Below are 22,093 nucleotides of genomic sequence, written 5' to 3'. Positions count from 1 at the left end.
CGCCAAGCCGGTGAAGAGCGGACGTGCCCGTCCGGATCGCGCTCGGTGATCGTCATTCGACCGAGCGGGTCGGTCACATAGAGCTCCCGGCCGAGGCGGTGCCGCTGCCAGACGATCCGGAGCGGTGCGCGCCATGGGGCCAGGGTCATCGGCGCCGCGCTCTGTGTCAATTTCAGCGGCGCACCGGCCTGGAGTGTGCCAAACGGCTCGATCCTGTGCCAAGCGAGGGGGGTCCGGCACCGGCACAGACGCAATGCATTGCGACACACCGGGTCCCGGACCCCTCCGGAACGTGCCACGAACCGTCTTCCGGGGGGATTTCTGTGCCAGACAGCGTCCGAAATTGCGCAAATCTGCGCCACCGTCCCCTCGGAGGCGCCAGTTTTTGTGCCAGATGGGGGGTCCGGACCCCTCCGGACCGCAATCCACTGCGTTCGCGCGGCCTCGGGACCCCCTCCCGACCGCAATCCACTGCGTTCGCGCGGCCTCGGAACCCCCTCCGGACCGCAATCCACTGCGTTCGCGCGGCCTCGTCGATGCGGGCGAGAGCGCCGAGATCCACGATCCCGCGAGCGACACGTGGACGTCGACCCCGCCGCCGAATTTCCGCCACACCTGGGCCCCTCATCCTCATTCTCAGCGCGCCGGTCTGGCCGCGTTGCGCGGCCGCGCAACGAGCGCACCGGGCGTCTCGCCGGTCATGGCGCGGACGGCGGCGATTCAGGATGGGAATCGCCGCGCTCCGAAGGTCACTTCCTCTGGGCGAGGCCGGCGCGCCGCGGTTCCATCCTATCCCCAGGGGGCCAGCACCGCCTTGCGGAGCGCGAGCGCAAGGGCGAGCTGGTCATCGAGGCGCTCTCGCCGCAGCTCCGCGATGATCCCTGAGAGCTCACGGACGGCGAGGTTCGCGTGCTCCTCCTTGAGTGCCCCCAGGAAGTCGCCGACGCCGCGGAGAAGCCCGTAGTTCTCCCACGCGGCGAGCTCGAGGAGGTCGCGCAGGATCCCGTCGAGCCCGGCATGGTCGCGGGCGAGCGCGAGGTACGCGCGCTCGCTCGCCGCGAACACCTGGCTCATGTCCGCGAGGGAGTCGTCGACCCGGTCCATCATCTCGATGATGACCGTCATCGCCGCCCGATGTAGCGCCAGGCGCTCCAGATCCGAGGCTGCCATCGCTCCGAGGAGATCGACCTGGCTCTCGAGGAGGCGCGCGACAAGATCCGTGGCGCGGTAGTCGTAATACGCGTGGTCACCGACGACGCGCCGGAGCTCGGGCTCGAAGCGCGCGGGCGACATCGGGAAGCGCGCCCAGTTTCCCCGGAGCGCGTGCGCCCAGAGCCGCCGGCGAGGCGTGTTGAGCATCGCGTCCGTGCGGCGGTTCGGACCGGCATGCCATACTCGCTTCCAGGCTTTCTTCAGCAGCCACTCGCTCGCTCGCTCTTCCGCATCGAGGATCTCCTCCGGGGTCCGCGCGAGGCGTGCGAGCCGGCCACGAAGGTCGACCACCTGCGCCAGCATCGCCTCGGCCACGTCGCGGTCGAGGCGCGGATTCGCGGTGCGCGCACGGAGCTCACGCTGGATCGCAGCGAGGCCGCGCGGCTCCGCCAGCGCCAGCCGCAGGAGCCACCGATCCCAGTGGCAGAAGGCGACGCCATCGATCTCGCGCCACGTCTCCGGGCCGTAGCGCACGCCGTCGTCGAGCGGACGCTCCGCTGGCTGCGGCGGCAGGCGCCTGGCTCGGCCCTCGTCTTTCTTCACCATCTTCACCATCGCCTCGGCGCGTTCTCCCGCTTCCAGCGGTCGAAGAAGCCCCGGCGCCGCGACTGTCGCTTCCGCATCGCCTCGAACCTCTCCGCGAACCCAGCGCTCGTGCCATCGCGCGCGGCAAGGTCGCGAAGGTCGATGGCCAGCTTCAGCGCCTCGTCGTGGGCGCTCTTCGCGACCAGCGCCTCCAGCTCGCTCCACGCTGCGTCGAGCCGCCTCGCGAGCGCGTCGAGCTGCTTCGTCCGGGCGGCCTCTGCGGCCTTGCGCGACCGCTCGGCGCGGAGCGCCTCGGCGCGCTCTCTCTTCGCGCGGCGCTCCTCGGCCGCCGCGCGCAGCTCCGCGACGGTCCGCGGAGCCCTGGTGGCTTTCGCCTTCACCCGAGCACGGAACGCGCGACGCAGCTCGGCGCCGAGCGCGAGCTCCGGCTCATCCACCGCGCGTCGTAGCCACTGATCCTTTGTGCGCGCGGGGAGCGCGCCGACCCACGCGCGGAGGGCGTCGGCATCCTCCGGCTCCGCGCCGCTCGGCTCCGCCGCGGCCGACAGGAGATCGCCGTCGAGGCGAAGGAAGCCGACCATCGCCTGGAGCGGCGCGGAGAGCTCGCGAAGCCCCGGCGGCAGTGGCGGCTCCGTCTCGTCGTCCTCGACATCGCCCGCCTCGACCGCGAGGAGCCACGCGAGGTACGCGGCGCGCAGATCTCCGCGCAGAAGCTCGTTCCGTACCGGCACCAGCGAGGAGAGCGACGCGCCGCTCGTGAAGTCGTCCTCGGGCTCCTCGGTCTCGCTCACCAGCTCGAGCACGACGCGCTCGCCGGCCTCCGTCATGCGTGCTGCGCCGCCGGGGAAGTACGGGTGGAGCTGCTTCCTGTCCACGCGCGCCGCCGGCAGCCGGAGCATCAGCCGCCGCGTACCCCAGTTGGCGAAGTAAAGGTGCGCGTCGAAGTAGCGTTCGAGGAGCTTCGCCGGATCGGCCTTGAGGTTGCCCCACTGGTACTCGTTCCAGAAGCGCGTGGGCGTGATGTCGGCGCGCGTCGAGATGGCCCTGAGCTCCGCCATCTGCTTCGGCGTGAGGGGACGATCGAGCGCGACGAACTCGTACCACTGGTACTCGCTCATCTGTCCGCGAGCTCCCTGGCTAACACGCGGGCGGCCCCGGCACAGGTACGCCAGCGAGACATGGCGTCTCCTTGGCGAGCAGCCCGGCGCCCGCGCCGTTCAGGTACAGATTCACAGCCCGTGCCGGCACAGCCCGAGAAAGCGGAGCCGCGCTCTCCCACGTATCCACCGCTTCATCGGCCACTGTTCCTGCCGCGACACTCCCACCGGCAGCGCGTCGTTCCATCCATGGGCCTCCGGACGCGGACGAGATCATGGCCCGGCGAGATCGTCTAGCTTTCCGCCGATGCGTTTGAATTTCTCACAAAATCAAACCGATGCTGGATGAAATAGCGGGCTTGCCGCTCTCTGTCCGCGCGGGTACCCAGGCCGGCGTGCAACACGCGGAGCACTTCCTCTCACGCCTCGATCGCCTGCCGCGCAGCGAGGTGGATCTCGCTCTCGAGCTCTACCGCGACCCGGAGCTGCTCCGCGCCGTGCTCGACGCCGCGACGCTGCCGGAGCGCGTGGAGCGGGTGGCGATCTCGCTCGACGATCCCGTGCAGGGGCCGTTCCTGGTCGTCACGCGCAGCGGCCACTTCGTCACGTGCCTCGGTCGGGGCATGCGGGCCGGGGATCTCCCCATCGTGAAGCGCGGCGAGCTCGACGCGATCGCTCGCAAGGTGACCCGGCTCCGGGAGAAGATGGTCCTCGCGAAGCAGCTCGGCGGAGAGCGAGCGCACGCGCGCCTGCTGCGGCGACTCCTCGTCGCGTCCGACTCGGTGAGCCGGGAGGACTTCCTCGCCGTCGCGGCCTGGGAGCCGCTCCTCGGACCGGTGTTCCTCGACCTCTACCTGGCCATGGGGCGGGAGCTCTCGCTGCAGGGGCCCATGCTCCGGACGCGTCGCAGCCGCCGGGCCCAGGACGAGGAGGTCCTCCACGCGTACTGGAACCTCCTGCACGCCGCAGGGCACATGGCGCTCCTGGGCGCGATCACGGCCGATCGAGACCAGTACGTGTCGCTCACCGACCAGCACAAGGGAGCGCGAGCCGCGTTCAGCTATCCCCTCACCGGGACGGGCGTCGTCACGTTCATCCTCAAGGGCGCGTGGGCGGCGGCGCGCCTCGGCAAGCTCATGCTGCCCGACTACAAGCGGGCGCTCGCGGAGGACGTGAGCTTCTTCGAGCTGCTCGACACGTTGTTCGCGCTCCTCGCGATCGGGACCCGGGCGAAGAACACCCGCGCCGAGATCGTGAAGGCGCTTCACGCGGCCCCCAGCACCGCCCTCACGCCGCAGGCCAAGCGTCTCCGGGAGGTGATGGGCCGCGAGGTGCAGCTCTGCTGCGAGATCACGGCGCAGTTCCTTGAAGCCCCTGCCGAGGAGCTCGAAGCGATGCTCCGCAGGGTCGGCGAGAGCTACTTTGAGCCGGACGCGGCGAAAGTGGATGACCCGATCCGAGAAGAGCTCGTCCGCACGCTACCGTTGATGTCCAGGGCCGACGGGATCACGGACGGCAAGAAGCTGCTTGTGTCGCTGAACCTCATCGCGGCCACGGCTCGTTGCACGCCGGAGCAGTTCTATCTGCCGGGCGCGCTCGCTGAGGCGCTCCACCAGCCCTGGACACCGGCCAATACGTGGATGGTGCTCGACCCGCTGCTGAAGGCGGCTCAGGCGGGGCGCAGGCCGGGCGCGGGCACGGCACCGATCGGGCGGCAAGCTCCCTGTCCCTGCGGAAGTGGACGTAAGTGGAAGAGGTGCTGCGGGAAGTAGGTCCAGCGAGAGGCTCCAAGCAGCTACGGCAGGAGTAGGCTCGAGAGGGGCGCGTCCGGTGATGCGACAAGCGCGTCGGTGAGCGAGCGGAGGCGCCCCACGAGCGCCGCGATGTCCGGCGCTTCGAAGAGCTCCGCGCTGTGAGACCACGACGAAGGAGGTGCCCACGCTCAGCGAGTTCGCCCCGCGGTTCATCGAGGGCTACGCGGAGGCGAACCGGCAGAAGCCGAGCGGGATTCGAGTTCGACGAGCTCGACCGGCTCGTCGAGGGCGCCAGGAAGGGGCAAAGTGGGCAGGAAGGTGGGCAGACGGGAGGAGGGGGTGGTGCGGGTGCAGGCGGGGGGCGAGAGCTGGCGATGGCGGCGCTGAGGGCGAGAGCGCGGGGGCGGAGACGGGGGGGCGGGGCGGAAGCGGATAACGCTGCATTGGCGGAGCCCATGACGCGCGCCATAGCGGCGGGATACCTCCCGGCCACGAGCCCCCTGCGGCACGCCGCGTGATTGACGGCTTCTGGCGGGAGCACCAATGAATGTACAAGGTTGGCGCCGGTCGCCCCCGTCGAGGGCACGAATGCGTCAACCGCCGGCCGCGGCGCCGAGGAGGAGGACCTCGCCATGAATCCGCTGTTTTCCAAGGGCCGCGCCCTGGCGATTGCCATCGCCATCGCCATCGCCCTCCCCGCTGCCGCCTTTGCGGCGGAGCGCCGCCCCCCGCAGTTCGTCGTGTTCTCCTTCGATGGGTCGCTCGCGCTGGACCGCTGGGAAGACACCCTCCGCTTCGCGCGCGAGCTCAGGGCGAGACAGGCGCCGAGCTTCGGCTTCACCTACTTCATCAGCGGGGTCTATTTCCTCGCGCCCGAGAACAAGACGATCTATCACGGGCCCAGGCACCGCCCCGGCCAATCGGACATCGGCTTCAGCCGCAGCAGGGCCGACATCCTCGAGCGCATCGATTACGTCAATCAGGCCGACGCGGAAGGGAACGAGATCGCCTCGCACGCGAACGGGCATTTCCAGGCCAAGGCGGAGGGCTGGACAGAGGAGGACTGGGAGAGTGAGCTCAGGCAGTTCAACCTGCTCACCTTCGATGAGGTCTTCAGGAACAACGGCTTCACGGCCGCCGAGGCCGGCGAACATGCCTGGCGCCCCGGGATCAAGGCGGACGTGATCGGCCTCCGCGCTCCCTACCTCGCGGTGACCCCCGGTCTCTGGCCTGCTCTGAGGAAGTTCGGCTTCAAGTACGATGCGAGCCGCACGGCGCCGGCGGATTACTGGCCAGAGAAGCTCGATGGCGTGTGGAACTTCCCGCTGGCCGAGCTGAGGATCGCGGGCACCGGCAAGAAGACCCTCTCGATGGATTACAACTTCTACTACGCCCAGTCCAGCGCGCGGCCGGTGAGCGATCCCGTCAAGTGCAAGCAGTTCGAGGATCAGACCTACGAGACGTACCTCGACTACTTCCACGGCAATTACAGCGGCAACCGGGCGCCTCTTCACATCGGCCACCATTTCTCGCTCTGGAACCAGGGCGCCTACTGGAACGCCCTCAAGCGCTTCGCCAGCGAGATCTGCGGAAGGCTCGAGGTGCGATGCGTGACCTACCGCGAGCTCCAGGAGAGCCTGGAGGCCTTCGGCGAGGAGCGGATCGCCGAGTTCCAGAGTGGAAACTTCCCGCGGCTGGATCTCGACAATCCGTGGATTGCCGCCTCTCCCGAGGGAGGCGATCGGGCAGCGGCGCCTGACGAATAGGGGATGAAGAGAGCCCGGGGCCCCCGGGCCCTCCTCCCGCGATCCAGCGACGAACCTGGGAAGCCCGCTGCTACTGCAGCAGCGCCCGCCTTATCTCCGCCGCGAGCGGCGTCCCCGCCCAGCCACGCCCCCTCTCGGAGCATGGTGCCCTCGGGAGGGGGGTCAGCCGGGCGCCCCCTTCTTCTTCGCCTCCACGGCCTTCTCGATCTCATCCTCGATCAGACGCTCCATCCTGTCCTCGAAAGCGCGGCCAAAGATGTACGGCACGGCGACGGGGAATCCCATCTCTCCGGGCTCTCCGTCGCACCAGGTGACCGGAAGCCCAGAGTTCTTGAGGGACTGACGAGCCGTCTCGAAGGCGAGCTGTAGAGCTTGCACGGCGTCCACACCGTAGGCGGAATCTCGCACCGCTTCCTGAAGTCCCTGAATATCGACCGGGCACGCCCAGTCGCCGGACGGCTTCCGCATGGGCTTGCCGATGGTGACGGTCACCACCCGGCCGGGCTCGCCTACGACCGAGAGGCGGCGTTCTGCGATGGGTTCGAGCGGGGTGTCGTCCTGCATCAGGACGCACCTTGCGGCCCCTTCCCGCAGGGTGTCAAGCGGACGTTCTCTTCACGTACCGTAGTGCCAGTAGCACCAGCCGAGGCACGCGACCAAGCTACCCTTCGCCGCCGCCCAACAACCGGCCCTCAAGCGAGGATCCGGTGGTAGCTGGGCGCAAAACTGCTCCATCGCCTGCTGTCCGTTCCGACATGCCCGGTTGCACTCGTCCAGGGAGTCAGGCAGTTCGACCTCGCCGCTGGCCGCTTCAGGTTCGTCCACCTCTGGCGATGCTCCACATCCCATCGTCATCGCCAGACCTGTGGCTCCGAGAAGACCCAGCACACGCAGCAGCGGTCTCATGTGCCCCCCCGAGGAGCACGTGGAGCCCGGCCCCTGGCCACGTCAAGGACGAGCCTGCCTGGTCCGACCTCCCGCCCCTCCGGGCAGGTTGGGCCAACCCGGTCAATCACGATCCCACTTCGGGTCACGCTCGGGTCAACGAGGCACCCTCTGGTCAGCGCCGGTCAGGGTGGGTCATTATAGACCTCAATCAAGCGCTTGATCGAGGACTAGGTCGAGGAGGCGGTGCGGTTCGGCAGTATTGAGACTCAGGGCCAGGGGAAGGGCTCGGTGCGAGAGATCTCTCCGCGGACGCTCAGGGCATCCACCGCGCGACGTCGGCGATCTCCCGGGCCACCTCGGCGACGCCCTGCGATCCAGCGACGCGGGCGAACAAGGGCGCCAGGTGCCCGAGGTCGTCCTTCGTCCAGTCGTCGAGGAGATCAGGCCGCCGCTTCCAGTCGAGGTCGTTCAGGAGGCGCTGGCAGAGGCGACGCGCGTGCGGATCGGTCATCGAGGCGGCCAGCGGGACCAGCGCAAAGAGCGCCTCGTCCTCGTCGCTCGGCAGCTCGAGGGCGCGCGCGAGCAGATCGCGCGTGATCGCCGGCGCATGGTCTGGCGAGGCCCCGGCGATCGCGACCAGGGCTGGCCACGTGGCGCCGAGCTCGCGTGACAGGTCGAGGACCGCATCCGCCCCGAGAGCCCGGGTCCACGCAGCGGCGTTCCGCTCGAGAAGCGTGCGCGCGCCGTCGCTCGCTCGCAGCTCGCTCGACAGCTGGGCCCAGGCGGCCTCGCGGATCGCGGCGGGGAGATGCGCGAGCAGCGCGGACCGTACCTCGATCCGGTCCGATGCGTCGGGCAGCGTCGCCACGAGCGCGAGCGCATCATCCACGCGGCCCAGATCGCAGAGGCGCGCGGCGACGGCCGTCACCACCGGGCGCCGGAAGCCGGCCGCAGCCGCGCACGCCTGGACCAGCGCGGGCGCGGCGCCGGCAGGTGCGTGCGGCGCAAGCACGCAGATGCTCCAGCACGCGTCCGCCGGCAGCGCGTCGTCCGCCAGCAGCGACAGCGCGAGCCCCAGCGCCTCCGACGCGCCCGCTTCCCGCTCCGCCGCGGGCAGACCCGCAGCAAGGCGCGCGAGCACCAGGTGCCGCTCCGAGGGGGGCAGCGCCTCGGACCATGCCCAGAGCCCGCGCACCACCGAGGGAGACAATCGCGCGGCGGCCTCCGAGAGCCGCCGCAGCTCGTCGCTCCTCGCGTCGGCCGGGACCTCGGCGAACGCGGCGCGACCGAGGTCGAGCGCCTCGGAGTCGGGCAGCAGCGCCGCCAGGGACACGCGCGCGATCCGGCTCTCCTCGGTCCGCTCGCGACCGAGCCGCGCCGCCGCCGCGCGCGCAGCCGTCACGCGCGTCTGCCCGTCGAGCTCGCACACCGCGGCGGCGAGCGCGGCCCCGCCGGCGTGCTCCTCGCTGGCGGCCTCGATCGCCCAGCCGAACACAACGGCGCGCTCGGCGTCGGGCAGCTCGCGCGCCAGCCGGATCAGGGCGCCGGCGCGCTCCCCGGCATCGGCGATCGGCCGGACGGCGTCGAAGACGTCCTCGCCGACGCGCGGCATCTCGATGCGCGGTCCGGCGGAGCCCTCGCCGCCCTCGGCCCCTTCCCCTTCCTCCTCCTCGTTCTGCGCGGCGAGCGCGCGCCGCGCTTCCTCGAAGCCAAGGATCGTCCGCACGGAGCTCGTGACGAGCAGGCAGCGGACCCGCGCGGCCAGCGCCGCCACGACATCGCCCCCGGCGGCGGCATCGATCAGAAGGCTCGCCGCGCAGGCTGCCGTCGCGTCCACGTCGGCGATGAACCCGGACGACCCATCCGGGCGCGTCCTCCACACATCGAGCCACGCACTCGAGACCAGCTCGAGCCGCTCTGCGAGGCTCGCGTCGACCCGCTCCAGGTGAGCGCGCCAGTTCCGGCATACGTACTCGGAGACCGTGCCCGAGGCGAATGCGCGCTTCCCGTGGTCGGCGAACCGGTGATCGATCGCCGCGCGCTGGTGCGGCGCGATCCGCGCTAGGGCGGCCTCCGCCCAGGCCGGGTGACGAAGCGCGAGGCCGGTCTCTCCGGCGGCGACGAGCGGTCCGATCAGCTCGTTCCAGGCTCCGGCGCTCACCGTCGAGATCGCGAAGAGCTCCTCCCCCTCGATCGGCCCGAGCGCGCCTGCAAGCCATGGCAGCGCGGAGAGGATCGAGCCGCCGGCGCAGAGCTCGAGGACCCCCGAAGCTCCGACGGGAGCGCCCGCGAGCGCCGTTCCCACAGCCGCGAGATCCCGCGAGAGGGCCTCGATGAGCGCCTCCACGAGCAGCGGCTCGCCGCCGCTCACCCGTGCAACATCATCCTTCACGCTGGCCGGCAGATCGCCGCGCCTTCGCCCGATGGCCTCCACGACCTCGTCGGCCGCGATCGGTGGCAACGCGACCACCTCCGTCTCCTCCCGAATGCCTCCCTGCGCCTCAAGCGAGCGCGCCGACAGCACGGCGCGCACGCCGGGGCCGAGCTCTCGCAGGAAGCGCTGCGCTGCATCGGGGGTCCAGGTGACGGCCTCGTCGAACCCGTCGAGGATCAAGACGAGCGGCCTGCTTCCGGGCGGGCGGCCCTCCTCAAGCATGCTCGCAAGGTCGCGCCGCGTCTCCTCGACCCCGTGCGGCCGTTCGCCGGTGCGCCGCGGCGACCTGAGGAACGGAGCCACGCGCGCGTAAAGGAGGTTCAGCGCCGTAGGCTCCAGCGCCGTACCGAACCGGCGGCTCACGGGGACGAACGCGACCTCGTGCCGGCCCGCGCGGGCCAGCTCCAGGGCCCAGGTGCCCAGCAGCGCTGACTTTCCGCGCCCGCTCGGCCCGAGCAGCGCCACGCGCGCACCACCATGCTCCAGCCACCCTTCGAGGCCCGCCACGGCGCCGGTGCGCGCCTTCCCGCCGAGCGGGGTGCTGCGGCAGCGCTCGACCTCGCGCCAGAAGGCGAGGACGCCGCGCTCCGCCGCCGCCGGGCCCATGGCCGGCGCATCCGGTGCTCGCGAAGGAGGGATCATGGCTCGGCGAAGGGCGGCGTGCTCGAGGGAGCGGTCCTGAACGACGTGACGTGAGCCCGATGGGGCTCGTATGTGAGGTGAGGAGGTGTTCCTGGTAGGTGTAGCGCGTCGTGTATCCGTCAGCGTCGGTCGCGGACGTGAGATCCCCGGCTTCGTCGTACGTGTACCGCGCGAAAGCCACCCAGACACCACGCTCCTGCGCGTTCTTGATCTCGAAGGCGCCGATGCGCCCGTCGGGCGCCCGCCGGACTCGGACGGTCCGGCCGACGCTGTCGGTGATCTCGGCGAGCACGCCCTCGCGGTACGAGAGCCTGATTTCGTTGTTGTATCGGTCCTTGATCGCGGTGAGCCGGTACCGCTTCCCCGCCGCTTCGGCGAACACGTACCAGCGGTCATCGCCGGTATCGAGGACAAAGCCGCGCTCCTCCCGCGCGAGGACCCAGCCGTGAGGGCCCGCCGCGCCGGCGCCCACGGGCATCGCCTCGAGATCGACCGGCCCATCGTCGGTCCAGACGCGGATGATGCGCCGGCGCACCTCGATCTCCCACGCCAGCGAGTGGCTCCACCCGAACCCCAGCCCGACGTCGCGCTCGTGCGCCGCGGTGGTGTACGCCCGCACGATCGAGAGCGGCAGCGGTCCCGGAAGCTCGAGGTCGACGGCGGGAATCGTGAACACCCGGCCCGTCACCACATCGACCGGGTCGCCCTTCGCAGCCATTCCAGATTTCTTGCCGCCATGGTGGTTCGGGCAGCCGGCGCCGTCGCCGCCTGCGCTGCCACACGCGGACTTCCCGCCGCCGCTGGCTTCCTTGCCGCCGTTGGCTCCATTGCCGCCCTGCTTACCTCCAGAGCCGTTACCGCCAGCGCCGCCGCCCCCGCCTCCGGCCCCACCCCCTCCCATGATGAAGACGCCCGGGTTCATTCCAGGGATGGCGGGAATGTTCGGTACAGGCGCAGTGCGGGCCATGGTCTTCTCCCGGATCTCGTGCGGCCTTCGCCGTGCGATCCCGGCGAATGTACACCACCAGGCACAACCCCGAGGCCTTGGTCTTCCCCGGCGCCCGGGGCGGCCGCGTCTCCAAGGGCAAGACCCCGCTCATCGGCAGCGAGATGGTCCCCCTCCCGACCGGCCGCCGGAAGCAGAAGAAGGCCGACCGCTTCGACCGCTACATCGCCGCGACCGGCATCACCCGCCCGGTCCGCTGGCACGACCTCCGCCACACCTGCGCCAGCTCGCTCGTCGCCGACTGGTGGGGCCGTCGCTGGACGCTCGAGGAGGTCCGCGAGCACCTCGGCCATACGTCGATCGCCTCGACGCACCGCTACGCGCACCTGAGCGAGACGGCCATCAAGGGCGCCGTCCGCCAGACGCCCGGGTGGGCGCCGCTGCTGCCCACCTCCGCCTCGATTCCACCTGAGGTTTCGCGTCTAACCCCTCGGAATCATTCAGTGGGTCGACAGGGACTCGAACCCTGGACCTACGGATTAAAAGTCCGCAGCTCTACCGACTGAGCTATCGACCCGATTCAGCGGCGGGCGAAGCTAGCAGAAGCCCCTGGCAGGTTCCACCTTTCCTTTCCAGCCGCGTCGTCGCCCATCCACCCGGCCCGTCGCTCCGGCCAGCCCGCCGCCGGCGGCTCCGGCTCGGCTCATCCGCCTCCTACTCCCCTCGCGACCTCGCCTCCCCCGCGCGCCCAGCCGCATCCCTCCGCGTCCCGCGCCCGCCTCTGCCCCCGTCCCTCTCCCCCGCCCATCCTCCCCTTCCCACCTCCCCTCCCTTTCCCCCCGCTCGCCTCACCTCCCCGCTTTCCACCCCGTCCCTCGCTTCCGCCTCACCGCCGCCTTCCTCACGCCCTCGCCTCGCGCTATGAGGTCGCGCCATGTCGCCGTCACGCCCTTCCGCCGCCTCCAACGAATCGTTCGCTTCGCTCTTCGAGCAGTCGGAAGGAGCTGGCAAGCAGCGTCGCCGTCAGTACCACACGGGTGAGACCGTCGAGGTGACGGTGGTCGCGATCGCGCGCGAGGCGGTCTTCGCGGATCTCGGTGGCAAGCAGGAGGGCATGTTCGAGCGCCCGGCCCTCAGCGACGGCGACGGCAAGCTCCGGGTGGCGGTCGGCTCGCGCGTTTCGGCGGTGGTCTCCGGCGTCGACTCGGGCACCGGCCAGGTGCGCCTCTCGCCGGTCGTCGTGCGCGCGAGCGACGACGGCGACGGTTCGACGTCGCTCGCGGTCTCCGCGCCTGCTGCGGGCGGCGCGCCGTTGCTCGTCGAGGGGGCGCGGGTCAAGGGCAAGGTGACGGGCATCGAGCGGTACGGCATTTTCGTCCAGATCGCCGGCACGTCGGGTCGCTCGGGTCGTGGGCTCGTCCCGACGGTCGAGACGGCGACGCCTCGCGCGGCCGACCTGAAGAAGCACTTCACCGTGGGGCAGGAGATCGAGGCGAAGATCCTCAACGTGGACGAGTCCGGCAAGATCCGTCTGTCGATCTCCGCCCTCCGCGTCGACGAGGAGCGCGGCCAGTTCGAATCGTACGCCAAGAGCGACCGCCCCGGCGGTGCCGGCGACAAGGGCGCCAAGCCTGCCCCTCGCAACTTCGGCACGCTGGGCGACCTGCTCGCGAAGAAGGTCAAGCGCTAGCGCGCCTTCTCCCTCTCCAATCTCCCTCCCCTCTCCCTCTCGCTGACGTCTCGCTCGGCCCCCCATCCCGCCGGCAGGAGATTGCATCTCCCCCTCGGTTGAGCGTACACCTCGCCCGCTGAGCCCCTTACGGCCCCGGTTTCAGCTTCTCTCGCCCGCCGGTCTCGCGCTCGCGCTCGCCCCCGCGGCCCTGCTCTCTCTGCCTTCGCCTTCGCGCCGATGCTTCCCTTCGCTCGAGCCTCCGCCCCCGCGTCGCTGCCCCCATCGCAGCGCTCCCCGCGCGCCTCGCGCTCCCGCTCTGGCTCCCGCTCCCGCCCCACGGCGCTCACCGGCTCCCTTGCCGGCGCCGGCTCGCTCCCTTTCTCGCTCGCCTCCGTCGCCTCCGCCCCCATCCTCGCCTTGCTGACCGCAGCCTGCGCTCCGGCCCAGGATCCTCCCGGCAGGGCGACCGACGATCCCCTCGCCGGCTCCCCGGAAGCGCCCGCTCCGCTCGCCTTCTCTGCCGCTTCCGCCAACCCGGGTCTCCCCTCGCTCGACCCGGCAGCGCCCTCCGCTGCCTCTCTCTCGCCCTCGCCTCACCCGCTGTCGTCCGCGCTCGCGGGCCAGGCGCCCTCTCCTGGCTCCCCCTCTCCTGGCTCCCCCTCGCCCGGCGCCGCGTTCCCTGCGTCCCTCACGTCGTCTGCCGCCTCCTCCTCGTCCGCGAAGGAGGCCACCCTTCCGGGCCAGGGCGCGAAGATCGCCAGCATCGCGATGCGCACCTGGATCTACGTCGCCCCCGACGAACGCGCGACGAGGCTCGGCTACCTGCGCGCTGGTGCGGTGGTCGACCGGGCCGAGCTCCCGGCGGGCACCGACGGCTGTGCCGGCGGCTGGTACCGGATCGCGCCGCGCGGTTACGTCTGCGTTGGCAAGGGCGCCTCGCTCGCGCTCGAGCACCAAGTGGTCGCCGCTGCCGTGCGCGGCCCGCGCCGTGGAGCGCCCGTGCCTTACCACTACGTCATGTCGCGCTCGCGCCCGCCGCACCTCTACTTCCGGCTCCCGACCGCCGAGGATCAGCGCCGCGTCGAGGGCTCCACGCTCGGCGTCCACCTCGCTCGCGCGGCTGTTGCGCCGTCGTCGTTGCCGCTCGACCCCGTGCCGGCCTTCCTGCTCGCCGGCCGGGATCTCCCCAAGCCGTACGGCGCCGAGGAGAAGCTCCACTACTCCGTGCACACGGGCCGCGCCAAGGAGAGCTCCGCGTTCGGCCTGATCACGACCTTCGAGTGGACAAACCGCCGCTTCGGCCTCACGACCGAGCTCGACCTCATCCCGCTCGATCGCACGCGTCCCGCGCGCCTCAGCGAGCTGCGCGGCGTGATCATCAAGGATCTCGACGTCGGCGGCGCCGACGCCCCCGCGAGCGCCGCCCCGGACGCCGCGAGCTTCTCCATCGCCGAGCCCCCTGCCGACGAGCTGCCGCCCGCGCCGCCTGGCACCGACCCTCGCGTCGATCCCAGCCTGAAGGGCGCCCCGGCCTTCGTCCGCGTCCACGGGGCGACGCGGCAGCGCCTGTCCGCCTCGGGCCGCGCGCTCGTCGGCGCGGGCGCTGCGCCGTTCCGGTCGGGCTGGGTGCTCACCGGCCGCACGCGCGGCGGCGCCAAGGGGCTCGTCGAGACCACGGAGGGCTCATGGCTTGCCGGGAGCCACCTCGTCATCGCCGAGCTGCGCAAGGACCCTCAGGGGTTCGCGCGCGACGGCAAGAAGTGGATCGACATCTCGATCCGCCGCCAGATGCTCGTCGCCTACGAGGGCACGCGCCCCGTGTTCGCGTCGCTCATCTCCAGTGGTCGCAGCGGCATGGCGGATCCCGGGGAGACCGACGCCACCGTCCGCGGCTCGTTCTACATCCACGCGAAGCACGTCTCGACCACGATGGATGGCGACGACGAGGCGACCGAGGCGTTCGATCTGCGCGACGTGCCGTACACCCAGTACTTCCACGGCGGGTACGCGCTGCACGGCGCCTACTGGCACGACGAGTTCGGCAAGGCGCGCAGCCACGGCTGCATCAACCTGGCCCCTGCCGACGCGGCCTGGCTCTTCGAGTGGACCGAGCCCGCCGTCCCGCCCGAGTGGCACGGAGCCCTCAACATCGAGGGCGGCGGCACGCTCGTGTACGTGCACGGCTGAGCTGGCGTCGCTGCGCGAGGCGGCCGATGCCTCGCGCGCGAAGCCAGCTCACCGCCGGTGCGCTGCTGGCTCTCCCGTCCCTGTTACTGGCAGGACGCCGGCATCTGCGCGCCGAGCAGGAGGCCGCGCAGCGTCGAGAGCGCCTGCCGGCCCTGCGGCGAGTTCGCGAGGCCGTCGCACGCCGAGGCCGCCGCGAGGTAGCCGCCCTGCTGCTCGGGCGGCGCCGACTTCGCGTTCTGGCGCAGCGCCGCGCAGCACTTGCGGATCCCGCTGGAGTCGCCGGTGACCACCTTCTTTCCGGCGTCCGCGTCCGCCGCGTCGACGTCCGCCGCGTCCGCCCCGGCGTCCTCTTCAGGCACGATCTGCGTCGTGGGCGTCGGCGTCGGGGCCGGCGTCTCGACGGTCGGCGCCGGCACCGGCGGCAGCTCCTCTTCCTCCTTCTTGCACCCGTTGCTGACCAGAGCCACCGCGAGGGGGAACGTCAGCGCCCCCAGAACCGTGAAGAGCCGTGTAGGTTTCATCTCGCCTCAAGTATCCGATTCGCGTTTGCGTGGGAACTTCTGTTCGACGAGGGACGCCCCGATCGTAACCAACTTCCCCGAGCGCACGCGGTCATGAGCCCCGCCGACCGCACGCCCTCGGCGCTCCGAGCGGTCGAAGTATGGGCGTCGCAAGCCCCCTCGCAAGATCGCGAACGCCGCCGACGGGCACGCCTCAGGTGCGCCCCGACCGCGCCTGCAGGCGCGTCCGTCGCCGCGCGCGCGGGGCGGAATGGAGGGCGGCGATGTGCGCTGGCCGTCGTGCAAGGCGATCCGGCGCGCGCGCCCCTGGCCCAAGCGCGCGCTCGCGCGCATGTCCAAACCACGAAAGGACACGCCGACCGGCCGGGGGAGCGTCACGACTCCAGCGTTCGACCGATACGGCTGAAGCAGAAGCAACCATGAAGAGCACGCAGCACAAGGAGTGGAGGAACGAACACCGATCGGCTGTCACCGGCCCCGCAGATGACACCTCGGTCACGTTCGCGATCGACGCGCCGGCGGCCGGCGAGACCGCTGCCGCGGCGCCCTCGCCCGCGTCCGTGGAGCGGGCCGCGGGCGAAGATCGCGACGTGCCCTCGGGGCAGATCGACCTCACCGCGCTGGGCGCCGACGCGGAAGGCGCTCCCCCCCAGGTCCTCGACCTCTTGCCGATCTTCCCGTTCGGCGAGCCGCCTGCGTCCATCCGCGGCCCTGCATCCGCGCGCGGCCCTGCATCCGCGCGCGGCCCCGCGTCCGCCCGCACGCCCGCGGCGCCGTCGCTCGACGCGCCGGGGCGCGCGTGGCGCGGCCGCTCGGCCGCCGCCCTGCTCGCGGCCGCCGCCGCGGTTGCGGCCCTCACCGCGGGCGTCTCGGCCCCGGACGCTGCCCCCGGGCCTCCCGCGACGGCTGGGCTCGCGGCCGCGGCGCGCTCGATCGAGGCGCGGCTCCCGCGCGTCGATGCGATCACCGTCGATGCGACCGCTGCCGCGCCTGCGGAGCGCGCGCCCACCGCGCCTCGCGTCGACGGCGCCGTCCCTGCCGACGAGCCCGGCACCACGACCTCGCCGCGCGCGCCCGCGGGCCGCGCGCGGGCCACCGGGGCAGCCGCTCCGCCGCACGGCAAGGCCGACCCCGCGGCGCCGGGCACGACCGACCGCCGCGCTCCCGCCGACCCGTGCCGCGGTGACCTGATGTGCGCCATGCGCCGCGCGACCGGCGGCTGATCCACCGCGGCAGAAGCGACCCATGCGCCGCCGAGCGACGGATCCGCGTCGCTCGGCGGCGGCCCCTCCACGCCGCCGAGCGGCCCCTCCACCGCCGAGCACCTCGGGCCCGGATCGCGCCCGGCCTGACCCCGCTCAGGCGGAGGCGGAGCTCGGGCCGGGCGCCGAGCCGGCGTGCACCGCGATCGAGTCGAGCAGGCGGTTCAGATCGAACGGCTTCGCGACCGACGCGCACGCGCCGACCTCGCGGGCCCAGCTGCCGGCGTCCACCGCCGCCGTCATGACCAGGATCGGCGCGCGCGGACCGGGACACGACGCGTACGCCCGCGCGAACCCCCAGCCGTCCATCACCGGCATGCGCATGTCGAGCAGGATGAGGTTCGGCCTGTTGCGCTCGAGCAGCGCCAGCGCAGCCTCTCCGTCGCTGGCCGAGAGGACGTCGTAGCCCTCCTCCACCAGCGTGATCTCGAGCATCTCCCGGATCTCCTGATCGTCGTCCACGATCAGGATCTGCTTGCGCCGTTTCACGCGGCTCCTTTCGGTTTGCAGCTTGGCTCGAGGCGCGATGCTCGCCTGCCCCTCCATCCCGGTTCCACAGGTTCCGTCTGCCACGCGTCCCCCCCACACGGGCGGCCCCGTGCGATCTCCACCCAGGCAAACGATGTCACGCCGGCGTCCCACGTCGCACGTGACAAGCGCAATCTCGACTGCGGAGCCCGTTCTGGGCAGAAGTTCACGCCCGCGGACGCGCGCCGGCCGGTGAGGACGCCGCGATCTCGCCCGCGATCTCCATCCTGGGCAGAAGCGACGCATCGAGCTCTGTCCTCCCCTCGCTCGCGCGTTGTTCGATCGCGCGCGCTGCGCGGGCGATGTCGCCGGACAGGAGATCGACCGCGACGCCGCCCATGCCCTCTGGCACGCCCGCGAGCCGCGCGTGCGCCTTGTCGAGCAGGCGCACCGCCCCCGACGGGCTTCGCATCCGCGTGAGCTTGTGCAGGGCCGCTGCGACGAGGATGAGCCCCTGGAGGAGCGCTTTCCGCACCGGATCCGGCTCGTCGCGCCACCCGGCCTCCCACAGCTCGTGCGCCTCGTAGAACAGCCCGGCGCGGTAGGCTCCCAGCCCGCGCAGGACGATCGCTTCGAGCTCGGCGTCGGGGGTGTTCATGGCGCGGACCGGCGGCAGAGGCGAGCAGATGCAGAAGACGAGCGGAAGACGAGGAACGATAGCATGCGCCCCGGCGCGCCCGCGCTCCGCCCCTGCGGTGCTACGCTCGGCGCGTGCAGCGGTGGATCCTCGTCGGGGTGATCGTTGGGCTCCACCTCGTGGCGTTCGGGATCGGCCTGTTCCTGCGCCGCTACCGGCTCCGGCGCCGCCCGCTGCCCTCCGCCGCGTCAGCGCGGCACGCGCCTCCTCCCGCCGCCGCCCGCCGCGCTGACGCCGCACGCGCCTCCGCCGCCCGCCGCCCGCCGCGCTGACGCGGCACACGCCCCCGCCGCGCTGACGCCGCACGCGCCTCCGCCGCCCGCCGCCGCGGCGCGCTCAGCGCGCGAGCAGGCTGCGCAGCCGCTCGAGCGCCACCGGGTGCGCCCGCACCGAGAGCCGGCCGCCGGCGTCGTCGTACTCCTCCGAGAGCACGCGCGCGTTGTCGTAGATCTCCCCGATGAGGCTCTGCTTCGCGTACGGCAGGAGGAGCTCGGCCTCCACCATCGACTGCTCGAAGAAGACGATGATCGCCTCGCGCAGCGCCGCCACGTCGGCCGGGGTCTTCGCCGAGAGCAGCGTCGCCTCGGGGAACTCGAGGCGCAGCGCGTCGCGCTCCTCCTCCGGCAGCCGGTCCACCTTGTTGAGCAGGAGCCGGCTCGGCACCTCGCTCGCGCCGATCTCCGAGAGCACGCCGCGCGTCACCCCGAGCTGATCGCGGAACGTCGGGTCCGACGCGTCGGCCACGTAGAGCAGGAGCGACGCCTCGAGCGCCTCGTCCAGCGTCGACCGGAAGCTCGCCACGAGATCGTGCGGCAGCTTCTTGATGAAGCCGACCGTGTCCGAGACGAGGATCCGCGGGCGCACCTCCGGGTGGAGCGCGCGCACCGTCGTGTCGAGCGTCGCGAACAGCTTGTCCGCGACGAGCACCTCGCTCCCCGTCAGCGCCCGCATCAGCGAGGACTTGCCGGCGTTCGTGTAGCCGACCAGCGCGACGCGGCGCTGCCCCTGCCGGAGCGCGCGGCGCGTCGACTGCTCGCGCTGGACCGCGCCGAGCTCGTGCTTCAGCTCCGCGATGCGGTCGCGGATCTTGCGCCGATCGAGCTCGAGCGCGCTCTCGCCGGCGCCCTTGCCGCCGATGCCGCCGCGCTGCCGGTCCCCGCCGCCGCCCGTCTCGCGCATCCGCGGCGCGACGTAGTTGAGCCGCGCGATCTCCACCTCGAGCTTCGCCTCGCGGCTCCGCGCGTGGCGGTGGAAGATCTCGATGATCACGCCCGCCCGATCGAGCACCTGCGCGCCCGTCGCGCGCTCCAGGTTGCGCGCCTGGCTCGGCGAGATGTCGTGATCGACCGCCACGACCGTCGCCGTGCGCGCCTCCCGCCGGGCGCCGCCCGCGCCCGTCGCCGCGACGCCGCCATCCTCGCCGTCGTCGTCTGCGTCGTCGGCGTCATCGCCGAGCTCGCCGTCGGCCTCGTCGCCCTCGCCGCTCTCCGCGGCCCGGCGCGCGCGTGCCTTGTTCTTCCGCTCGGGCGCGCCCGAGGGCACGACGCCGCTGCCGCCCGTGAGCTCCGCGAGCTCCTTGAGCTTGCCCTCCCCGAGCACCGCGGCCGCCGCGAGCGCGCTGCGCCGCTGTGACACGGTCGCGATCACGTCGAAGCCGAGCGTGTGAACGAGGCGGCCCAGCTCGGCCAGATCAGCGGCGTGCTCGACATCGTCGACGCCGGGGAGCTGCACCCCGACAAGCACAGCGAGAGGACGTTCCGTTTGGGTCGTGGTCATACGATGGTGTGCGAGGGCGGGAGCTTCGCCATATCCACCCCCGCGACGCAAGCCGCGCGCTCTCCCGGCGCACGCGAAAGACCGCCCTCGGGGCGTCCCCTGGGCTTATCCCGGCGCGGACCACGGCCGTGCAGGGCCGCCCCGACGCCGCCGGCAGGCCGTCACCTCCGTCGAGCGCCCGCCCGCCGCGCTCCGCGCGACGCCGCCGCGCTCGCGCCGGCTCACCGCGCTCGCGCCGCCTCGCGGTGCAGCCGCGCGCTCTCGATGGCCAGCGACGCGAGGCGCCCGAGCTCCGCGGCGACGCCCGTGTCGTCGTGCCGGAGCTCGCGCTCCACCGTCCAGAGGCTCAGGAGGCCGAGCTTGCGGCCGCGCGCCGCGAGCGGCACGAGGATCGCCGAGCGGGCCCCGAGCTCCCGCAGCGCCGCGAGGTGCTCCGGCCCGCGGGCGACCCGCTGCAGCCACGGATCGGTGACCAGCGGGACGAGCGTGGGCTCCCGGCGGGCCACCGCCTCGGCCAGCGGGCCGGCCTCGCCGAGCAGCAGCGGCGGGTGCTTGATGAGCCGCGGCAGGAGCGCCCGCGCATCGGCGAGGCGCGCGGACGCGACGAGCCGCGGGAGGCCGCCGTCGTCATGGTCGAGCGCGCAGAGGTCCGCGAAGCGCTCGCCGCCGAGCCGCACCAGCTGCTCGACCGTCGCGTCGTGGTCGTGCGACTCCGCCAGCAGCGCGCTCGCCTCGATCACGATCTCGCGGCCGCGCTCGGCCTTCCGGAGCTCCGTCATGTCCTCGACGGTCATCACGGCCGCCGAGATCCGCCCGTCGGCGTCGCGCACAGGGGTCGCGCTGAAGCTCCCGAGGCGGCGCTCCCCGTCGCCGCGGATGAACTCGAGCTCCTCGCGCACGACCGTCTCGCCGCCGTGCAGCGCCCGGAAGAGCAGCCAGCGCGCGCGCTGGTCGTCGTCCGCCTCGCTGAGCAGCGTGCGCATCGGCGCGTTGCTCGGGGTCTCCTCGGGGCCGCGGACGATCTCCGCGAACCGCCGGTTGCTGAGCGCGACGGTGCCCGCCGCCCCCTCCGCCACGGCCACGCCGACCGGGAGCCGCTGGATCGCCGTCTCGAACCGGCTGCGCTCCGAGGCGAGCTGCTCGCGCAGCTGGGCCTGCGTCGCGAGCGCGGCCGCGCGCTCGGCCGCCTTCCTGAAGAGCAACCGGTCCCCCTCGGAGAACTCGGCCACGCGCCGGGAGCTCACGACCGCGACGCCGACGAGGCGGCCCTCCGAGAGCATCGGCACGCCGTAGAGCGCGTGCAGCGCGTCGCTCGGGCGCTCGCTCTGCGCGCCCGACTCGGGCCCCGCCGCGCCGCCCCCGGCGTCGGTGGCGAGCGGATCCGGCGCCGCCGAGCGCAGCGCCACCGGGCGCCGCTCGCGGACCACGCGGCCCACGAACCCCTCGGCCAGCCGGTAGGCGCGCAGGCCCCACAGCGCCTCGTCGACGCCGATGGCCGCGCGGATCCGCAGCACCTCGCCCTCGATCAGCAGCATCACCGCCCAGTCGACCGAGCGCGCCGACTCGAGCAGCACCTCGATCAGCCGCCGCAGGAGCCGGTCGATGTGCACGCTGCCCATGCCCTCGGCCGAGACGCGATCGAGCGCCCCGAGCGCGCGCTCCCGGGCCGCGGCGCTCCGCGTGGCCGGATCGATGATCACCTGATCGAGCGCCTCGTGCAGGACGGTCATCTCGAGCCACGACGGCTGCGTGCCGGTCCGCTCCAGGAGCCGGAGCACGCAGCGGCGCAGCACCGAGTACTGGGCCGTCACGTCCTCCAGCTCGAACCCGTCGCGCAGCCTGTCGAGCACGCGGAAGCCGAGCAGCGGCTCGGGGAACTCGGCCGACAGCGACTCGACGCCGGTCCACGAGTCGCGCGCCTCGTCGCCCTGCGGCACCACCGCCGCGGACACGGCCGCGTCGAGGCGCTCGGCGATGCGCTCGAAGACGGAGGGCAGCTCGTCGCGCAGCGCGACGTAGCCCGGGGACTGCTCGCCCGGCGCGCGGCGTCTCTCGGCGCGCTCCCACGCCGCCAGGATCTCCGCGCCGTGGGCGCGGAGGAAGGCGGCGAGCGGCGACTTGGGGAGATCTCTAGGGGCCATTCACGCGCTGGCCGTAGCCGAGGCCCCCCCAGTCTACGTCAGCCCGCGATGGCGTAGATCCAGAAACGAACCGGCGGGCCTCCG

16 protein-coding genes, 1 tRNA gene and 2 pseudogenes are annotated in these 22,093 nt (G+C 72.4%); 7 read left to right on the top strand and 12 right to left on the bottom strand.

The genetic code is table 11. The features are described 5' to 3' along the window. Nucleotides 1–789: 789 nt before the first annotated feature. On the bottom strand, nt 790–1,758 hold the full coding sequence (locus WMF28_RS15370; RefSeq protein WP_437602984.1) for a hypothetical protein: 969 nt from the start codon (nt 1,756–1,758) through the stop codon (nt 790–792). Between the two features lie 2 nt (nt 1,759–1,760). Then, complete coding sequence (locus WMF28_RS15365; protein ID WP_437602983.1) at nt 1,761–2,876, bottom strand: hypothetical protein; 1,116 nt, start codon at nt 2,874–2,876, stop codon at nt 1,761–1,763. 374 nt (nt 2,877–3,250) lie between these two features. On the opposite strand from WMF28_RS15365, the gene WMF28_RS15360 reads away from it, so the two are divergent. Both WMF28_RS15360 and WMF28_RS15355 read left to right on the top strand, forming a co-directional pair. Further along, a complete protein-coding gene (locus tag WMF28_RS15360; RefSeq protein WP_437602982.1) occupies nt 3,251–4,627 on the top strand; it encodes a YecA family protein in 1,377 nt (458 codons plus the stop codon). A gap of 614 nt (nt 4,628–5,241) precedes the next feature. Next, nucleotides 5,242–6,375, top strand: a complete 1,134-nt coding sequence (locus WMF28_RS15355) for a hypothetical protein (protein WP_437602981.1) — start codon at nt 5,242–5,244, stop codon at nt 6,373–6,375. Nucleotides 6,376–6,537: 162 nt separating this feature from the next. Here WMF28_RS15355 and WMF28_RS15350 read toward each other — a convergent pair whose 3' ends face one another. The 3 genes and pseudogenes from WMF28_RS15350 to WMF28_RS15340 all read right to left on the bottom strand — a co-directional run. Next, a complete protein-coding gene (locus WMF28_RS15350) occupies nt 6,538–6,939 on the bottom strand; it encodes a DUF6968 family protein (protein WP_437602980.1) in 402 nt (133 codons plus the stop codon). Between the two features lie 637 nt (nt 6,940–7,576). After that, nucleotides 7,577–10,339, bottom strand: coding sequence for a hypothetical protein (locus WMF28_RS15345; RefSeq protein ID WP_437604400.1), 2,763 nt, complete (start codon nt 10,337–10,339; stop codon nt 7,577–7,579). 508 nt (nt 10,340–10,847) lie between these two features. Beyond that, nucleotides 10,848–11,057: pseudogene (locus WMF28_RS15340) on the bottom strand (DUF6531 domain-containing protein); the annotation flags it as partial. A gap of 296 nt (nt 11,058–11,353) precedes the next feature. On the opposite strand from WMF28_RS15340, the pseudogene WMF28_RS15335 reads away from it, so the two are divergent. Next, a pseudogene (locus tag WMF28_RS15335) lies at nt 11,354–11,668 on the top strand (tyrosine-type recombinase/integrase); the annotation flags it as partial. Nucleotides 11,669–11,789: 121 nt separating this feature from the next. On the opposite strand, the gene WMF28_RS15330 reads toward WMF28_RS15335, so the two are convergent. Then, nucleotides 11,790–11,862: transfer RNA gene (locus WMF28_RS15330), tRNA-Lys, on the bottom strand. Nucleotides 11,863–12,219: 357 nt separating this feature from the next. Between WMF28_RS15330 and WMF28_RS15325 the strand changes: the two genes are divergently transcribed. Continuing rightward, entirely contained in the window at nt 12,220–12,975 is a 756-nt protein-coding gene (locus tag WMF28_RS15325) for a S1 RNA-binding domain-containing protein (RefSeq protein WP_437602979.1), read from the top strand. Nucleotides 12,976–13,550: 575 nt separating this feature from the next. Here WMF28_RS15325 and WMF28_RS15320 read toward each other — a convergent pair. Next, nucleotides 13,551–13,721 (bottom strand): hypothetical protein, encoded by a 171-nt coding sequence (locus WMF28_RS15320; RefSeq protein WP_437602978.1) that lies wholly within the window; start codon nt 13,719–13,721, stop codon nt 13,551–13,553. Nucleotides 13,722–13,725: 4 nt separating this feature from the next. On the opposite strand from WMF28_RS15320, the gene WMF28_RS15315 reads away from it, so the two are divergent. Beyond that, nucleotides 13,726–15,144 carry a L,D-transpeptidase gene (locus tag WMF28_RS15315; RefSeq protein ID WP_437602977.1) on the top strand — a complete coding sequence of 473 codons (1,419 nt, stop codon included), beginning with the start codon at nt 13,726–13,728 and terminating at the stop codon, nt 15,142–15,144. A gap of 83 nt (nt 15,145–15,227) precedes the next feature. Here the strand turns inward: WMF28_RS15315 and WMF28_RS15310 are convergent, their stop codons facing one another. Next, complete coding sequence (locus WMF28_RS15310; RefSeq protein WP_437602976.1) at nt 15,228–15,665, bottom strand: acyltransferase; 438 nt, start codon at nt 15,663–15,665, stop codon at nt 15,228–15,230. A 419-nt stretch (nt 15,666–16,084) separates the two neighbouring features. Here WMF28_RS15310 and WMF28_RS15305 point away from each other — a divergent pair, with 419 nt between their 5' ends. Beyond that, nucleotides 16,085–16,888 (top strand): hypothetical protein, encoded by an 804-nt coding sequence (locus WMF28_RS15305; RefSeq protein WP_437602975.1) that lies wholly within the window; start codon nt 16,085–16,087, stop codon nt 16,886–16,888. Nucleotides 16,889–17,023: 135 nt separating this feature from the next. On the opposite strand, the gene WMF28_RS15300 is transcribed toward WMF28_RS15305, so the two are convergent. Continuing rightward, nucleotides 17,024–17,416, bottom strand: coding sequence for a response regulator (locus WMF28_RS15300; protein WP_437602974.1), 393 nt, complete (start codon nt 17,414–17,416; stop codon nt 17,024–17,026). 205 nt (nt 17,417–17,621) lie between these two features. Further along, nucleotides 17,622–18,053: a DUF309 domain-containing protein gene (locus WMF28_RS15295; RefSeq protein ID WP_437602973.1), complete on the bottom strand. Its 432-nt coding sequence runs from the start codon at nt 18,051–18,053 to the stop codon at nt 17,622–17,624. Between the two features lie 113 nt (nt 18,054–18,166). Between WMF28_RS15295 and WMF28_RS15290 the strand changes: the two genes are divergently transcribed. Beyond that, complete coding sequence (locus WMF28_RS15290) at nt 18,167–18,364, top strand: hypothetical protein (protein ID WP_437602972.1); 198 nt, start codon at nt 18,167–18,169, stop codon at nt 18,362–18,364. A gap of 64 nt (nt 18,365–18,428) precedes the next feature. On the opposite strand, the gene hflX is transcribed toward WMF28_RS15290, so the two are convergent. Further along, complete coding sequence (hflX, locus tag WMF28_RS15285) at nt 18,429–19,868, bottom strand: GTPase HflX (RefSeq protein ID WP_437602971.1); 1,440 nt, start codon at nt 19,866–19,868, stop codon at nt 18,429–18,431. A gap of 221 nt (nt 19,869–20,089) precedes the next feature. Beyond that, nucleotides 20,090–22,009 carry a GAF domain-containing protein gene (locus WMF28_RS15280; RefSeq protein ID WP_437602970.1) on the bottom strand — a complete coding sequence of 640 codons (1,920 nt, stop codon included), beginning with the start codon at nt 22,007–22,009 and terminating at the stop codon, nt 20,090–20,092. Nucleotides 22,010–22,093: the final 84 nt, after the last annotated feature.

This window comes from Sorangium sp. So ce590, assembly GCF_051521365.1.
Taxonomy (GTDB): Bacteria; Myxococcota_A; Polyangia; order Polyangiales; family Polyangiaceae; genus Sorangium.
The sequence above is the reverse complement of the archived record's forward strand: the minus strand, read 5'-3'. Positions and strand labels throughout refer to the sequence as shown.

Coding starts and splice junctions, on each gene's coding strand:
- WMF28_RS15370 (WP_437602984.1), bottom strand. CDS start 1,758: ATGGTGAAGAAAGACGAGGGCCGAGCCAGGCGCCTGCCGCCGCAGCCA.
- WMF28_RS15350 (WP_437602980.1), bottom strand. CDS start 6,939: ATGCAGGACGACACCCCGCTCGAACCCATCGCAGAACGCCGCCTCTCG.
- WMF28_RS15280 (WP_437602970.1), bottom strand. CDS start 22,009: ATGGCCCCTAGAGATCTCCCCAAGTCGCCGCTCGCCGCCTTCCTCCGC.
- WMF28_RS15320 (WP_437602978.1), bottom strand. CDS start 13,721: ATGCTGGCGATCTTCGCGCCCTGGCCCGGAAGGGTGGCCTCCTTCGCG.
- WMF28_RS15325 (WP_437602979.1), top strand. CDS start 12,220: ATGTCGCCGTCACGCCCTTCCGCCGCCTCCAACGAATCGTTCGCTTCG.
- WMF28_RS15310 (WP_437602976.1), bottom strand. CDS start 15,665: ATGAAACCTACACGGCTCTTCACGGTTCTGGGGGCGCTGACGTTCCCC.
- WMF28_RS15345 (WP_437604400.1), bottom strand. CDS start 10,339: ATGATCCCTCCTTCGCGAGCACCGGATGCGCCGGCCATGGGCCCGGCG.
- WMF28_RS15295 (WP_437602973.1), bottom strand. CDS start 18,053: ATGAACACCCCCGACGCCGAGCTCGAAGCGATCGTCCTGCGCGGGCTG.
- WMF28_RS15315 (WP_437602977.1), top strand. CDS start 13,726: ATGCGCACCTGGATCTACGTCGCCCCCGACGAACGCGCGACGAGGCTC.
- WMF28_RS15305 (WP_437602975.1), top strand. CDS start 16,085: ATGAAGAGCACGCAGCACAAGGAGTGGAGGAACGAACACCGATCGGCT.
- WMF28_RS15365 (WP_437602983.1), bottom strand. CDS start 2,876: ATGAGCGAGTACCAGTGGTACGAGTTCGTCGCGCTCGATCGTCCCCTC.
- hflX (WP_437602971.1), bottom strand. CDS start 19,868: ATGACCACGACCCAAACGGAACGTCCTCTCGCTGTGCTTGTCGGGGTG.
- WMF28_RS15355 (WP_437602981.1), top strand. CDS start 5,242: ATGAATCCGCTGTTTTCCAAGGGCCGCGCCCTGGCGATTGCCATCGCC.